This is a genomic window from Paenibacillus pedocola, from assembly GCF_031599675.1.
Classification (GTDB): Bacteria; Bacillota; Bacilli; order Paenibacillales; family Paenibacillaceae; genus Paenibacillus_AQ; species Paenibacillus_AQ pedocola.
Window position 1 is genome coordinate 600,882 of sequence record NZ_CP134223.1, and the last position, 14,558, is coordinate 615,439.

Consider the following 14,558-nt stretch of genomic DNA (forward strand, 5'->3'; position numbering starts at 1 on the left):
GATTTTCCGTTGACAAGAACGGCAGGCAGGAGTATTGTTGCTCATATATTCAAATAATCAGATATTTAAAGAAAAGAAGGTTAGATGATGACAGGGTGGGGCCGTTTTCAAGGCTACAACATTGCTTCTCTGCGGAAGGATATCATTTCAGGGACAATCGTCGGCGTTATTGCCATCCCGCTCGGGATGGCATTTGCTATTGCGTCCGGTGTAAAACCGGAGTATGGAATCTATACGACCATAGTAGCCGGGATACTGATCTCCTTATTCGGCGGCTCGAAATTTCAGATTGGCGGACCGACAGGCGCGTTCATTCCGATTCTATTCGCAATCGCCATGGAATACGGCTATGAGAATCTGCTGATTGCAGGGATGATGGCCGGAGTTATTCTAGTAGTTATGGGCCTCTTAAGGCTTGGGGTTCTGATAAAATTTATTCCGAAGCCGGTAACCATCGGCTTTACAGCCGGGATTGCCGTCATTATCTTTACCGGGCAGATCGGGAATTTCCTCGGGCTTAAGGGAATTAAACGCCATGAAGCCTTCATCGACAATATGAAGGAACTTGGCATGCATATCTCAACGGTGAACCTGTATAGTGTGCTGACCGCTGCAATATGCTTTGCGGTAGTCGTGCTGGGGCTGCGCTTTGCCCCCAAGATACCGGGATCACTGGTCGGGCTGCTGTGTGCCAGCGTGGTTGCGGCGTTGTTCTTTAGCGGTAAAGTCACTACCATCGGCTCCGCTTACGGCGATATTCCGAACACGCTGCCGAGCTTTCACTTTCCGGTGATCACCTGGGAGCGGATCAGGCATCTGCTCCGGCCGGCGTTTGTGATCGCCATGCTGGGTGCGATTGAATCGCTGCTGTCGGCGGTGGTTGCCGACGGAATGTCCGGCAGCCGCCATAACAGCAACCGGGAACTGATCGGCCAGGGCATCGCGAATATTGCCGCGCCGATGTTCGGGGGAATCCCGGCGACAGGCGCGATAGCCAGAACGGCAACGAATATCCGCAGCGGGGCCGCTTCTCCGCTGTCAGGTGTGATTCACGGCGTTGTAGTGTTCCTTATTCTATTGTTGTTTGCACCGTATGCCTCCAGCATTCCGCTTGCAGCCATGGCGCCGATCCTGATGGTGGTTGCCTGGAATATGAGCGAGCGCAAGCAGTTCCTGCAGCTGCTGAAGCTGGGAACGGGGGATTCCCTTGTACTGGCCATTACCTTCCTCTTGACGGTATTCGCGGATTTAACGGTAGCCGTGGAAGTAGGGCTGGTATTGGCCGTAATCCTGTTCGTCAAACGGATGGGTGAGACCCATCTGGTCGCCAAGGTACTGCCTGATCCTGCATCGGTGAAGGTAGCGGCGCATATGGTGACAGACAGCCATGATTGCCCGCAGATCGGAATTTATAATGTGGAGGGGCCATTGTTTTTCGGGGCGGCTTACAGGTTTAATGATACGATGCCGGAGCTTGGCCCCGGCCAGGCGAAGCTTATTATCCTTCGTATGGGCAAGGTGCCGTTTATCGACACCACGGGTGAGGCCAATCTGGCGGAGCTTGTGAAACAGCTGCAGGCAGATGGGGGCAAGCTGATGATTACCGGTGCCCAGCCCCAGCCGTATGATCTGCTGAAGAGAACAGGCCTGTACGACAAAATCGGAGCCGAGCATTTCTTTGACCACACTGGAGATGCCATCAATGCAGCACTGGGAATGATCCATACAGACCGCTGCGCAGGCTGCAGACATGCCGCGTTCCGGGAATGCGGAGCGTTATCCGGAATGGAGGAAGTGCCGGGCAGAGGCGTCTTCAAAGGCAGAAAGCCGGCAGTCGCGGGTAAGCTCAGCAGCGGTATCCAGTAGGGCAGAGCTTCCATAATTTCAAATAAATATAACAGCCCGGGTGCATCCTGATGCCCGGGCTGTTATATTTATTATGGACTGGTGAATACCCTATTTGTACATAACTAACAGTATTCTATGTAATCTGGATAAGGAGATTGTACCCTGATGAAGGAACTTAATTATGGCAAGGTATTTATGCTTTTGGCTGGACTGTCCCTGGCTACTCTGGGTGTGTACCGTGTAGTTTCGCTGCGGACCGATACGTTTTATGATTTTTTACTCTGGAATTTTTTCCTGGCCTGGATTCCCTTTTTGTTCTCAAGTGCCGCATATATGCTGGATAAGCGGAAGATCGGCGGGCTCCTGCTGCTGCTGCTGGGGATTGCCTGGCTGCTGTTTTTTCCAAACGCGCCGTATCTGATGACGGACCTCCTGCACCTGACCGCGAGAAAAAGCATCTATATTGTCGGCGGAGAAGTGCAGAGCCGGTTCTGGTATGATCTGGTTACCTTGCTTCTATTCACCTGGAGCGGCTGGCTGACGGGATTCTTCTCACTGTACCAGTTTCAGAACGTGATCTGCCGCAAAAGCAATCTTGTGTTTTCCTGGATTTTTGTATTCGCCGCATGTGCGCTGGGGGGGTATGGCGTGCTGCTTGGCCGGGTATACCGGCTGAACAGCTGGGATGTATTGACAGACCGCCATCAGCTGTATCAGCTGGTCGAAGACAGCCTGAACCGGCAATCGCTGTTCTTCAGCCTGTTTGTGGCGGTTGTTCTGCTCGTGATTTATACTACGCTGTACTTCCTGCTGAACGGACTGGGCAGCAGCGGCAGCCGGAGAGCTTATGGCAAAGGCGGCAGAAGCTGATCCTCCGGGTCAGGCTGCAGATGAAACTGGAACCTATCCAGGTCGATCCCGCCATTGTCTTCAAAGAGAACCCCTTCACCAAGCAGATATAGCTTCTGGAGGGAGCCGGATTCATCGTCCAGAGCGATTCTTCCTTTGGCGTTGACAACTCTGTGCCAGGGCAGCTTGTATTTGCGGCTCATGGAATGCAGAATCCGCACGACCTGTCTGGCGGCTCTCGGGCTTCCGGCAGCACGGGCCACTCCTCCGTAGGTCATCACTTTTCCCTCGGGGATGGCTTGTATAATTGCAATAACCTTCGCAGTAAATGGTGTCATAGGTTCTCCTTTAAGTATCAGCAGCTGTAGTAACTCATTAACTAATTATATCAAAGGATGTGTATGCTTTGGGAAAGCTTATCCCCGGACAACAAGGGATGAGACTGTCGCCTGATCACCCAAAAGGGCTTGGCGGCTGGCTGGTGCTTGTGCAAATCGGGCTATACCTTACGCTTTTCAGAACCATTTTAACGATTTTTCAATTTTTCACCAGTACATTTGGCAGTGAGACCTGGGATACGCTGACTACTCCCGGAGGGGTGGATTATCATACCCTGTGGAGGCCAACGCTGTTGCTTGAAGTGATCGCTAACATCGTGATAGTCCTGCTTGTAGCTTACCTGCTTATACTGCTGTATAACAAAAAATCTGTGTTTCCGCGTTGGCTGATTTTCTTCTACCTCGGTAATCTGCTTGTGCTAATCGTTGATGCTGTGCTGCTCTCGAATATTCCATCCTCAGACGAGTGGGTCAGCGGCAACAGAATCCAGGACATTGCGCGTACCCTGCTAACCTGCCTAATCTGGATTACCTATGTTTTACGCTCCAAGAGAGTCCGTAATACGTTTGTCGAATAGATATGCCATTATCATTCTTTCGTAAGAAAGCCGCAGCCGCAGCTTTTTTTTTTCGGAGGTGTCCCGGAAGGTTTTCCTCAAGTGCAAAATATTGGCGAATAGGAGTGAGGATAGCAGGGGATAATCAGGACAAAAGCATGGACAGGAGTGACGGCTGTGGCAAATACAAAAATCACAGAAAACAGCGACCGTTCTGCCCTGAAAATAGATTCTTCCCAGCCCCTCAGCCGTTCTCTGGATGATATGATGGCGCTGTTCCGGCGGATATTCAGAAATGATGGCACACTAAGAATAAGAGTGATAGAGAATGCCCGTGACAAGCGTATCCGCTGCGGCATCATCTATGTTGACGGAATGATCGACAGGGATCTGATTCAGAACGGGATTACGAAGCCGGTCATGACCTATGAGTTTACCGATGAGGATGGAAGCAATCCGGCTGAGCTCATGGAAACGATCCGTACCCGGGTGATCAACATCAGCGACATTATCACTTCGGAGAAGCTGGATGAACTTATTGGCGCCGTGGTCGGCGGCAAAACGATTTTTTTCCTGGACGGCTATGCCGGTGCACTGAATATTAATGCTCAGGGCTGGGAGACGCGGGCAATAGAAGAACCAACAACCGACAAAGCGGTCCGGGGACCAAGGGAGGGCTTTAATGAGTCGCTGCTGACCAATCTGACCCTGATTCGCCGCAGAGTGCAGAATTCCGATCTGAAGTTTGTGTTTACCGATATCGGTACACGGTCGAAAACCCAAACCTGCATCTGTTATATGGAGAGTCTGGCCTCGCCGGATATTCTTAAGGAGCTGCAGGGGCGGCTGGCGCGGGTGGAGATAGACCATCTGCTGGATACCGGGTATCTGGCCGAGCTAATCCGCGATGAACCCTACTCTCCTTTTGAGATGATTGGAAGTACGGAGCGGCCGGATTCAGTTGTCAGCAAAATTATGGAAGGACGGATTGCCCTGCTGATTGAAGGCAGTCCGTTTGCCTTGACCCTGCCGTATGTATTTGTGGAGAATTTCCAGGCCAGTGAGGATTACTATATCAATTATTCCTTCGCCACGTTTAACCGGCTGCTCCGGGTAATCGGTGCCTTTATGTCGATCAGCATTCCTGCCGTTTATGTCGCACTGGTGACGTACAGTCAGGAGATGGTGCCTACGCTGCTGCTGCTCAGTATAGCGACTGCACGACTGTCGGTTCCTTTTCCGACTATTGTTGAGGCGTTTCTCATGCTGACCATCTTTGAGATTCTGCGTGAAGCAGGCGCGCGGATTCCCAATTCGATCGGCCAGGCGGTCAGCATTGTTGGTGCGCTGGTATTGGGTCAGGCTGCCGTGGATGCGAGGATTGTCAGCGCACCGATGGTCATTGTTGTCGGTCTGACCGGGATCACAACGCTGCTCAACCCCCGGCTCACGGGGCCTTTGATTATCGTGCGAATCCTGCTGCTGCTGACAGCTTTCTTCTTCGGGATCTACGGATATTTCTTCGGCCTGCTGGGACTGGTGATTCATCTGATGAGCCTTCGCTCCTTCGGCGTATCTTATATGCTTGGCGTGGGCTCCATCCGGCCGCAGGACATCAAGGATACGGCTGTCCGTGCACCCTGGTGGGACATGTATCTGCGTCCGGCGGTCATCAGTGCGCGAAACATGAAGCGGAAGCAGCCTAAGAGACAGGTCAAACGATGATGAAGAGCATGTCCAAAATTCTGTCTGCCCTGCTCTCTGCCGCTATGCTGATCAGCCTGTCCGGCTGCTGGAACTATTCGGAGATCGATGATATGTCCATTGTCGCCGGTGTGGCGATCGACAAGAATAAAAAGGAGAACAACCTGCAGCTAACTGTGGAAATGGTAGATACCCAGGGAGGAATGCAGCAGAGTCAGGCCAGCTTCAAAATGATCAGCCTCACCGGTAATACGGTATTTGATATTGCCCGCAATATGATCTCTTTGACCGGCAAAAAGCTGTTGTGGAGTCATGCCAGGGTCATTATCCTCAGCGAGGAGGTGGCCCGGGAGGGCCTGATTAAAGTCATTGACTGGTACAGCAGGGATACGGAAACCCGGGCGGATGTATTTCTATTTGTATCGAGTGAAAAAAATGCCCGCGACGTGCTGAATCTGAACAGCCAGACAAAAACGATCATTTCCTATGAACTGGCCCAGATGATGAATGACGAGACCTTTACCAGCACTGCGCCGGTTGTGCAAATCTGGGATTTCATCGACAAGCTCGAGACGGCAGGGAACAATGCGGTAGCGCCGCTGATCGATATTAAGGAGAAGAACGGACAAAAAAATGAGCACGTAAACGGAACCGCGGTATTTGTGAGAGACCGGATGGTCGGCAAATTGGATGGGGAAGAAACCAAATATGCTCTTTTTGCCAAAAACAAAATCAAAGGAGGCGTCCTGGAGGTGGAAAACGCAAAGGGGATTCCCACCTACTCTCTGGAGATTTTATCAAGCCGAACGAAGGTGAAGCCCAAATGGGTGGATGGCAGGTTGGAAATGCAGATCCATACGGTCACACATGCTGGACTGGACGAGGCGATGAGTGCTGAGGGATTTGCCGGCGACGAAAGTATTCAGGCCATTGAGGAACGGGCGGGTGAAGTCCTGCAGCAAAAGATTCTCTCCGTCATCCGTAAGGTGCAGCGGGAATATCATGCCGATATTTTTGGCTTTGGCGAAATTGTACATGAAGAGATGCCTAAAAGCTGGCGTGGACTTAAGGAGAAGTGGCCCGAGGAATTTACCGGTCTGAACGTGAAGGTCCGTTCGGAAATCATCATTCAGAGCACAGCTAAAACATCCAGAACAATTAAGTTAGGAGATTAAATACAATTGCCCATTTACATCGTGCTGATTTATGCGGTTATCGTGTTATTCGATCCCTACGGGCTGCTGAAGCAAGGGAACAAGCGGGATTTCTATATGTGCTCTGCACTATGCCTTGTTTCCTTTTCCCTGGCCTTTGCGTTATCGATGCACTGGGAGATTCCAAGTCCCTCACCGCTGATTGTTCATATAGTTAAAATGTTATTCTAGGATCTGCCTGAAAGGAGGGAGCTGGCGTGGGCAAAGAGATTATACCGGCTGGACAATCGACCAGCATCGTCATCCTGTTCATTATCGGCAGCTCCCTGTTTATGGGGGCCTCCGGGCAAGCTGGCAACAGCAGTTGGATCGCGCTAATCATTGCTATGACACTGTCTGTTCCTCTTATGCTTATCTACGCGAGACTGCATGTGCTTTTTCCGGGAAAAGATCTCTATGATATGCTGATCTCTGTGTTCGGGGCTTATGCAGGCAGGGCACTCTCGTGCCTTTACATTTGGTATACCTTGCATTTGGGGGCACTGGTGCTGCGTAATTTCGGGGAATTCAGCAAAACGGTTGCTTTGACGTCCACGCCAATGATCGCACCGATGCTGATTATCGGTCTGCTCTGTATTTGGGTAGTGAATGCGGGAATGGAGGTGCTTGGACGAAGCGCCAAATTTCTGCTGCTGTTCACCCTGGCGGTTATTATTGTTGTCCAGCTGCTCTCCGTTCCCAAATATGAAATTCATCATTTGAAGCCGCTTTTGGACAGCGGGTGGGGACCGGTCTTTACAGATGCCGGGGGCGCGGTTACCTTCCCGTTTGCAGAGATTGTGGTTTTTCTTGGCGCGTTCACCGTTCTTCCCAAAAAAGGTTCAGCGGCCCGGGTTCTGCTCAGCGGCGTACTCGTTGCGGGGACCATAATTACGGGGATCTCTGTGCGTAATTTGCTTGTGCTGGGTCCGGATATTTTATCCTCCCTGTATTTTCCTTCCTATGTGGCGGTCAGCCGAATCAATATAGGTGATTTCCTGACCCGGATTGAAGGTTCGGCGGCCATTGTATTTGTGACGGCGCTGTTCATCAAGGTGAGTCTCTGCCTGTATGTGTCCTGCAACGGGATTGCGAAAGTATTCCGGCTAAAAAGCTACCGTTCTGTGGTGCTGCAGATGGGGCTGATCATGGTCTACCTGTCTGATTTTATCTACGTGGACATTATGCAAATGCAGTATTTTGCGTATCATATCTACAAAATTTACGCCCTTCCCTTTCAGGTGTTTATTCCGCTGACGTTGTGGGTTACGGCTGAGATTATGGCCAAAAGGTCCAGAAGCAAAGCGGCGGCACCGCAGCATTAACAGGGCGTAAGAAGAATCACAACTTCCTGGACATTACTTACAGGGAGTTTTTTTGACATTTCCAACCGTTGCCGAAGATCGTTATAATGGTAAACATAGCAGATGCCTTTGCAGGCTGTTTGCAGCATGAACGTTGGAGAGGAGGAAGCCTAATGAGCGTTTCGAGTATCATGATGTCCTCCCACTGGGGCAGAGAGGTTCGACATAAGTATCTTGTACAGGAATCCAAGGTGCTGGCTGTTGTCTTTCCGGGGCAGAATTATTCCGCCGAGCGCTCCCTGCTCGATTACGCCGGCAAAGTAGCGGCGGAATACGGCTGTGATCTTCTGATCCTGGAGTATGGTTATCAGAGTGCACGGGCGGGATTTAAACGGGAAGAGCTGGATATTGTTGTAGAGGAATGCAAGGCGGCGCTTGCCGCAGTTCCGGAGTATGAGCAGCTGCTGTTCATCAGTAAAAGCATGGGTACGGTTATCGCCGGACGGCTGGCAGCTGAGATGGGCGTGCAGAAGAAGACTTCACATCTGTATTTGACCCCGATCGCGGAGACTCTTCCATGGATCCAGCAGAGCCGGGGCAGTGTCATCTATGGCGGCAGCGATCCGATGTTCAGCGGACAGTATGCAGCAGAGATCAGCGGACTGCATAATATCAGGGTGTACCGGATTGATGATGCCAATCATGCATTGGAAGTGGGCAGTGTTAATGAATCACTGGCGGTACTGCTGGTGATTATTAATTTCTATCATGAGTTTTTTCGCGATGCACTGCAAGGGTAAAGTGGAAGCGAAAGGAAGAATGGACCATAACTATAAAGCCGATTGACAGTCGAAGCGTGTGGCAGGTCGCCGGATTGATGAACCGGTTGAAGCCGGACTTCTGGAGCCCGGAGGGAACCAAGGAGCAGCTGGAAGCAGGCATTGGCAGGTACATGGCATCGGATCCGCCAGATCAGCCCGGGAGCTGCCGGAATACCGGACGCTTCAGATCGATACAATGGGGGCTGACGAAGCAGGCAGGCTGGCGGTGAACCACAAGTTGGGCGGGCTGATTGATCAATGCCTTGCATATGGTGCCCAGCAAGGATATGTGAATCTATCCTTTATTATCGGTTCAAGAGGGTTATCATGCCATGGGCGGGAGCTCAGCCTGGTCTCGGAGGAGCTGCAGAAGCTTCATGCACAGGACCGGCCCGAGTACGTGTGGCTGACACAAACTGGCTTCCGGCCTTCTGGCATATATCCACAGATTTACGGAGAGTATTATCACGGGATTCTTTTAATCAGAACAATATGAAATTACTATATAAGATGAACTTGGTGATATTGAACTTGATAATAAATATTTAGGGAAAAGTGGCGGAGGGGAATTTTGGAACTGGAGGAGCGTTAGCGTCCGCCTTTGTCTGCGGATTTCCACCGTTAATTACGGTAAAATCAAGAAATCTGCAGACAACAGCGGCCGGAAGTCCAAACATTCTCTGTAGTCACGGCTAATCCGGGAATAGAACAATCACAATTATACAACTAGGAGTGGATCCGATGATATTGGAAGCAGCCATGCTGCAGGTAAAGCCAGGGCTTACCGCAGAGTTTGAAGCCAGCTTTAAGGAAGCGTCTCCGCTGATCGCCTCGATGGAAGGCTACCTGGGACATGAACTCCAGCATTGTCTGGAGGATGACCACAAATATCTGCTGCTAGTAAAGTGGCGTACCCTTGAGGATCATACGGTAGGCTTCAGAGGATCAGCACAGTATCAGGAATGGAAGGCCTTGCTGCACTCCTACTACAGCCCATTCCCGGTGGTAGAGCATTTCACCAGTATCAATCTGGACTAAACGGGAGGAAGGTTATGCAGGGGAACCGAATTGGAGTTGGACGGACAGCAGAGGTATGGGAACATGGGGAGGGCACCATTTTGAAGCTTTATCTGGAGGATCTCCCCGCTGCGGCTGTAGAACAGGAATTCAAGGTTAGTACATATGTCCATGCCCAGGGTATCCGGACTCCCCGGCCGCTTGAGCTGATCGAGTCAGAGGGGAGAAGCGGAATCGTATTTCAGCAGATTCATGGCCGTTCCCTGCTGAGCATGATTGGCGAGAAACCTTGGAAAATAGCTGAATATTCTAAGAAACTAGCCGCCCTCCATTACAATTTGCATCAGCTTGAGGGCAATCCGGAACTTGGACTGTATAAGGAGCAGCTGCGAAAACATATCATTTCCGCACCCATGCTCACGATGGAGGAGAAATCGGCAGTTCTGGAGCAGCTGGAGAAGCTGCCGGAGGGCAGCAGACTGTGTCATGGCGACTTCCATCCCGACAATGTGCTGCTGGATAAGGAAGCGTGGATTATCGACTGGATGACCGGTATTACGGGGAATCCTGCTGCAGATACGGCACGGTCGGTGCTGATGTTAAGTATAGGGGCAATGCCTCCGGGAACTTCCCTGTTTACCAGAGTGGTCACAGGCTTTATCAGGCAGAGGCTTACAAAAGGCTATATCCGGGAGTATCTCAGCCTATCGGGGGGGAGCTATGCTGAAATCAATGCCTGGATACTGCCGGTAGCCGCAGCCCGGTTAATCGAAGGCGTTCCGGTAGCAGAGAAGGAGCAGCTTGCCAAGGAAGTCCGCAAACGCCTGAGATCTGTCCGCAAGGCCTAACCTGTTCGGGAAAGAGGTGCATCATGCCCACATATATTGCGCTGCTGCGCGGCATTAATGTCGGAGGCCATAAAATTATTAATATGCAGGATCTAAAGGCGATGTTTGAATCGCTCGGGTGTGGGAATGTCCGCACCTATATCCAGAGCGGTAACATTGTGTTCGAGAGCGGGGAATCCTCAGGGGAAGACCTGGTCCCGATGATAGAAAAGCGGATCAGGGAGACATTCGGCTTTGAGGTTCCTGTAATCCTTCGTACTGTGGAAGAGCTGGAGTCAGCTATTCAAGCGAACCCTTTTCAGGTGGAGGATCAGGAGGATTACAAGCGGCTGTATGTATCATTTCTCGATCAGGCGCCGGCTGCTGGCTCTCTGGAGAAGCTTCTTCCCTACGGGGACGGAGCTGATAAGCTGCGGGTAGTCGGTAAAGAATTGTACATATTGTATGAGGTAAGCGTCAGCCAATCGCCGCTGTTTAAGGTTTCCCTGGACAAGCTGCTTGGTGTGCAGCTCACCGCCCGCAACTGGAACACGGTGAACAAGCTGGCTGCACTTTGCCGGAAACCCTGAGGCTTAAGGAAATGGACACGCTGTAAGGGCGGCTCTTCAAGCATCACAGGTCATAACATGTAGTACAGGCCCCGCCCATGCGGGGCTTTTTTGGCGTGCGGTTGTCCCGATGGCTGTAAGGATTCGATGAACTACATTCTCCGGATTCCTTAGATTTGAGGATTCAGCTAACATTCAGCTTGATTTCATTATCCGTTAAGGTAAGGGTGCCATAATACACCTAGGCAAAGGTTGACACTGGGGATCGAGCACTGCCGGATTAAAGGATAATTGAACGAACGATGGGAGTGGGGGACAATGAGTTTCATTAAAAAACTGGGTTCTGACGTAGTGTTGCTGATCATACTGCTGCTCGCTGCATTTCTATACGGCTATGGAATCTGGAATGACCAATATGTAAATACGTACTATACAACCGCGGTGGGGAGCATGATGCAGAGCTTCCATAATTTCTTCTTCGCCTCACTGGATTCTGCCGGTTCGGTAACGGTAGATAAACCGCCGGTGACGTTCTGGATTCAGACGCTGAGCGCCATGATCTTCGGTCTGCACGGCTGGAGCGTGATTCTGCCGCAGGCCCTCGGCGGCGTGGGTTCAGTGTTGATTGTATATCTGCTGGTAAAGCCCGGTTTTGGCAGAACCGCAGCGCGCCTGGCCGCACTGGCGATGGCTTCCACTCCTGTAGCTGCAGCAGTCAGCCGTACGAACAATATCGATGCCATGCTGGTGTTTACGCTTTTGCTGGCAGCATGGTTTTTATTCAAGGGAACTAAACATCATACAACCGGCAGTCTTCTCATCGCCTTCGGGCTGATCGGGGTCGCCTTTAATGAGAAGATGCTGCAGGCATATATGGTTGTACCGGCCTTTTATCTGTTCTATATTCTAGCGGCAAAAGGGAGTTGGAAGAAGAAAACCGGCGTACTGGCCGCCTGCACTGCTGTGCTGCTGGTGATTTCACTCTCTTGGGCGGTCATCGTTGATTCCATCCCGGCAAGCAAGCGGCCTTACATGGGGAGCAGCGGTACCAACTCTGTGCTTAATCTGGCATTCGGCTACAACGGGGTATCCCGGTTGACGGGTGACCGCAGCACTGGCGGCAGCGGGGGCGGAATGCCCGGATTTGGCGGCGGCAACTTCGGGAATGACGGGCAGATGCCGGGTATGAATGGAGAGATGCCGTCATGGAGTGGCGGACAAATGCCGGGCATGAACGGAGAGATGCCTGCGACGGGTGGCACCTGGAGACCTGCGGGCGATGACGGCGGAATGCCTGGACAAGGCGCGGGAGGCAGAGCGGACGGAGAAGGCCGGCAGTTCGGCGATACTGACGGCGCACAAGGCCGCGGCATTATGGACGGCGGTATGAACGGCGGCGGTGGAGGCATGTTCAATACAGGTACAGCCGGACCGCTGAGACTGTTCCAGTCGGCATTGTCCGGGCAAGCCAGCTGGCTGCTGCCCTTTGTATTATTCGGCGTAATCGGAATCTTCGCCAGTCTGCGCCGGAAGAGCTTCACCATGAAGCATAAAGAGGCTTTGTTCTGGCTCGCCTGGCTGGTACCGGCTATGGGATTCTTCAGCATCGCCGGATTCTTCCATCAGTATTATCTGATCATGATGGCTCCGCCGGTTGCTGCGCTGGCCGGTGCGGGCTGGTCACAGCTCTGGAACTATTATAAGGAGCGTTCAAGCTGGCTCTCCTGGCTGCTGCCCGTGGCCGTGCTGGCTACAGCAGCCTTCCAGTGGTACATTATTCATCCTTATGACGATACGATTGGCAGCGGATGGTCGGCGGGGGTTCTGGCGGCAGGAATTGCCGCAGCTCTTCTACTGATTATCATTAGAATCATTAAAGGCCAAGAGAAGAGAGTCTTTGCCCATGCAGCAGCGGTAATAGGGCTGCTGGTGCTTATGATCGGGCCGCTCTATTGGGCGTTTACGCCGATCACCTACGGGCTGAACAGCATGACCCCGGCAGCCGGACCCGACAGCAGCGAAAGCGCCGGCTTCGGAGGCGGGGGCAGAAATAACCCTACCGGAGTGAATGGAAATCTGCTGGCTTACCTGAAGGAGCATAACACCGGTGAACAATATCTGTTCGCTGCCATGGATTACGGAACAGCAGGTCCATATATCATTGACGAAGGCGAGCAGGTAGTCATTCTGAACGGGTTCAACAACTCGGATGTACCTTATACGACTGATACCCTGAAGGCACTCGTTGAGAGCGGCAAAGTGAAGTATTTCCTCGTTACCAGCGGCGGTATGGGCGGCGGACGGGGCGGCGGCAACTCTGAAATTACCAGCTGGATCACCGAGAACGGTAAAGCGGTGCCGTCAGCGGATTGGCAGGGAACTGAAACAGGCGTGAACGGCGGAACGTTGTATGAGATTACACTTAACTGATGGATGAACCTAAGTACGAAGCGGTTATGACAAAACTTTTTAGGAGGAGCTGCTCATGAGTACCAACGTGCGCTATTCCATAATAATACCGATGTTTAACGAAGAGGCAGTGATTCAGGAGACCTACCGGCGGATCAAGAAAGTGATGGGAACGATAGGAGAATCCTATGAATTACTCTTTGTTAATGACGGCAGCACAGACAACTGTGCACAAATGATAGAGGAATACAGCTACTGGGATGAGAGCGTAAAGCTAATCGATCTATCCCGCAACTTCGGGCATCAAATCGCGATTACGGCCGGCATGGACTACTCCCTGGGCGATGCGGTGATCATTATCGATGCCGACCTTCAAGATCCGCCCGAGCTGATCTTGAAGATGATTGAGGAATGGAAAAAGGGTTACGAGGTCGTATACGCCAAACGCATCAAACGAAACGGAGAGTCACTGTTCAAAAAATGGACGGCCAGCGTCTTCTACCGGATACTCCGGTATTCTACGGATATCTCCATTCCGGTCGATACCGGTGATTTCCGGCTTATTGACCGCAAGGTCTGCGATGAGCTCAAACGCCTGCCGGAGAAAAACCGGTTTGTACGCGGCCTGGTCAGCTGGGTAGGGTTCCGCCAGAAGGCGATCGAATATGAGCGTGACGAACGGCTGGCCGGAGAGACCAAATACCCGCTCAAGCGCATGATCAAGCTGTCCCTGGACGGCATCACCTCTTTCTCGTACAAACCGCTGAAGCTTGCGGGGTACCTCGGAGGTCTGCTGTCAGCCGGAGGTTTTCTATACCTTATGTATGTGCTCTATCTGGTGCTCTTTACGGATGCGGCCGTTAAGGGCTGGGCGTCGATGATCGGCATTACCTTAACCTTCAACGGGTTCGTCCTGATCATGCTGGGCATTCTGGGCGAATATGTAGGCCGGATCTATGACGAGACCAAAGGCCGTCCGCTATACATTGTACAGGAGTTTTATGGAGGCAGGGTGCAAAAGACCGTGACGGAGCCTCGGGTAGCCCACCTTAACAAATAACGGCGGAAGGTAGCTGAGGTGAAGACGGGACAGGCCAGACATAACCGAAAAAGACTATTGTC

15 protein-coding genes are annotated in these 14,558 nt (G+C 51.9%); 14 read left to right on the forward strand and 1 reads right to left on the reverse strand.

Translation table 11 applies throughout. From position 1 onward, the window contains the following. The first annotated feature begins 87 nt into the window (after positions 1-87). Complete coding sequence (locus QU597_RS02665) at positions 88-1,866, forward strand: SulP family inorganic anion transporter (protein WP_310833211.1); 1,779 nt, start codon at positions 88-90, stop codon at positions 1,864-1,866. Positions 1,867-2,013: 147 nt separating this feature from the next. Further along, on the forward strand, positions 2,014-2,718 hold the full coding sequence (locus QU597_RS02670; protein WP_310831249.1) for a DUF1361 domain-containing protein: 705 nt from the start codon (positions 2,014-2,016) through the stop codon (positions 2,716-2,718). On the opposite strand, the gene QU597_RS02675 is transcribed toward QU597_RS02670, so the two are convergent. Further along, entirely contained in the window at positions 2,694-3,035 is a 342-nt protein-coding gene (locus tag QU597_RS02675) for an MGMT family protein (RefSeq protein WP_310831250.1), read from the reverse strand. The two genes, QU597_RS02670 and QU597_RS02675, sit on opposite strands and share 25 nt — an antisense overlap. A gap of 68 nt (positions 3,036-3,103) precedes the next feature. On the opposite strand from QU597_RS02675, the gene QU597_RS02680 reads away from it, so the two are divergent. From QU597_RS02680 to QU597_RS02735, 12 genes are all read left to right on the forward strand, one after another. Continuing rightward, entirely contained in the window at positions 3,104-3,613 is a 510-nt protein-coding gene (locus tag QU597_RS02680) for a DUF2569 domain-containing protein (RefSeq protein WP_310831251.1), read from the forward strand. A 156-nt stretch (positions 3,614-3,769) separates the two neighbouring features. Then, positions 3,770-5,317: a spore germination protein gene (locus tag QU597_RS02685; protein ID WP_310831252.1), complete on the forward strand. Its 1,548-nt coding sequence runs from the start codon at positions 3,770-3,772 to the stop codon at positions 5,315-5,317. Then, positions 5,314-6,471: a Ger(x)C family spore germination protein gene (locus QU597_RS02690; protein ID WP_310831253.1), complete on the forward strand. Its 1,158-nt coding sequence runs from the start codon at positions 5,314-5,316 to the stop codon at positions 6,469-6,471. Before QU597_RS02685 ends, QU597_RS02690 begins: the two co-directional genes overlap by 4 nt. Before the next feature lie 6 nt (positions 6,472-6,477). Next, positions 6,478-6,681 (forward strand): hypothetical protein, encoded by a 204-nt coding sequence (locus QU597_RS02695; protein ID WP_310831254.1) that lies wholly within the window; start codon positions 6,478-6,480, stop codon positions 6,679-6,681. A gap of 26 nt (positions 6,682-6,707) precedes the next feature. After that, positions 6,708-7,814 carry a GerAB/ArcD/ProY family transporter gene (locus QU597_RS02700; protein WP_310831255.1) on the forward strand — a complete coding sequence of 369 codons (1,107 nt, stop codon included), beginning with the start codon at positions 6,708-6,710 and terminating at the stop codon, positions 7,812-7,814. Positions 7,815-7,966: 152 nt separating this feature from the next. Then, positions 7,967-8,593, forward strand: coding sequence for a hypothetical protein (locus tag QU597_RS02705; RefSeq protein ID WP_310831256.1), 627 nt, complete (start codon positions 7,967-7,969; stop codon positions 8,591-8,593). 58 nt (positions 8,594-8,651) lie between these two features. Next, positions 8,652-9,110 carry a hypothetical protein gene (locus QU597_RS02710; protein WP_310831257.1) on the forward strand — a complete coding sequence of 153 codons (459 nt, stop codon included), beginning with the start codon at positions 8,652-8,654 and terminating at the stop codon, positions 9,108-9,110. 245 nt (positions 9,111-9,355) lie between these two features. Beyond that, positions 9,356-9,652, forward strand: a complete 297-nt coding sequence (locus QU597_RS02715; protein ID WP_054943065.1) for an antibiotic biosynthesis monooxygenase family protein — start codon at positions 9,356-9,358, stop codon at positions 9,650-9,652. Positions 9,653-9,666: 14 nt separating this feature from the next. Continuing rightward, positions 9,667-10,479: a phosphotransferase family protein gene (locus QU597_RS02720; protein ID WP_310831258.1), complete on the forward strand. Its 813-nt coding sequence runs from the start codon at positions 9,667-9,669 to the stop codon at positions 10,477-10,479. A gap of 23 nt (positions 10,480-10,502) precedes the next feature. After that, positions 10,503-11,048, forward strand: coding sequence for a DUF1697 domain-containing protein (locus QU597_RS02725; RefSeq protein WP_310831259.1), 546 nt, complete (start codon positions 10,503-10,505; stop codon positions 11,046-11,048). A 297-nt stretch (positions 11,049-11,345) separates the two neighbouring features. Continuing rightward, entirely contained in the window at positions 11,346-13,457 is a 2,112-nt protein-coding gene (locus QU597_RS02730; protein ID WP_310831260.1) for a glycosyltransferase family 39 protein, read from the forward strand. Positions 13,458-13,512: 55 nt separating this feature from the next. After that, positions 13,513-14,496 (forward strand): glycosyltransferase family 2 protein, encoded by a 984-nt coding sequence (locus tag QU597_RS02735; RefSeq protein ID WP_310831261.1) that lies wholly within the window; start codon positions 13,513-13,515, stop codon positions 14,494-14,496. Positions 14,497-14,558 lie beyond the last annotated feature (62 nt).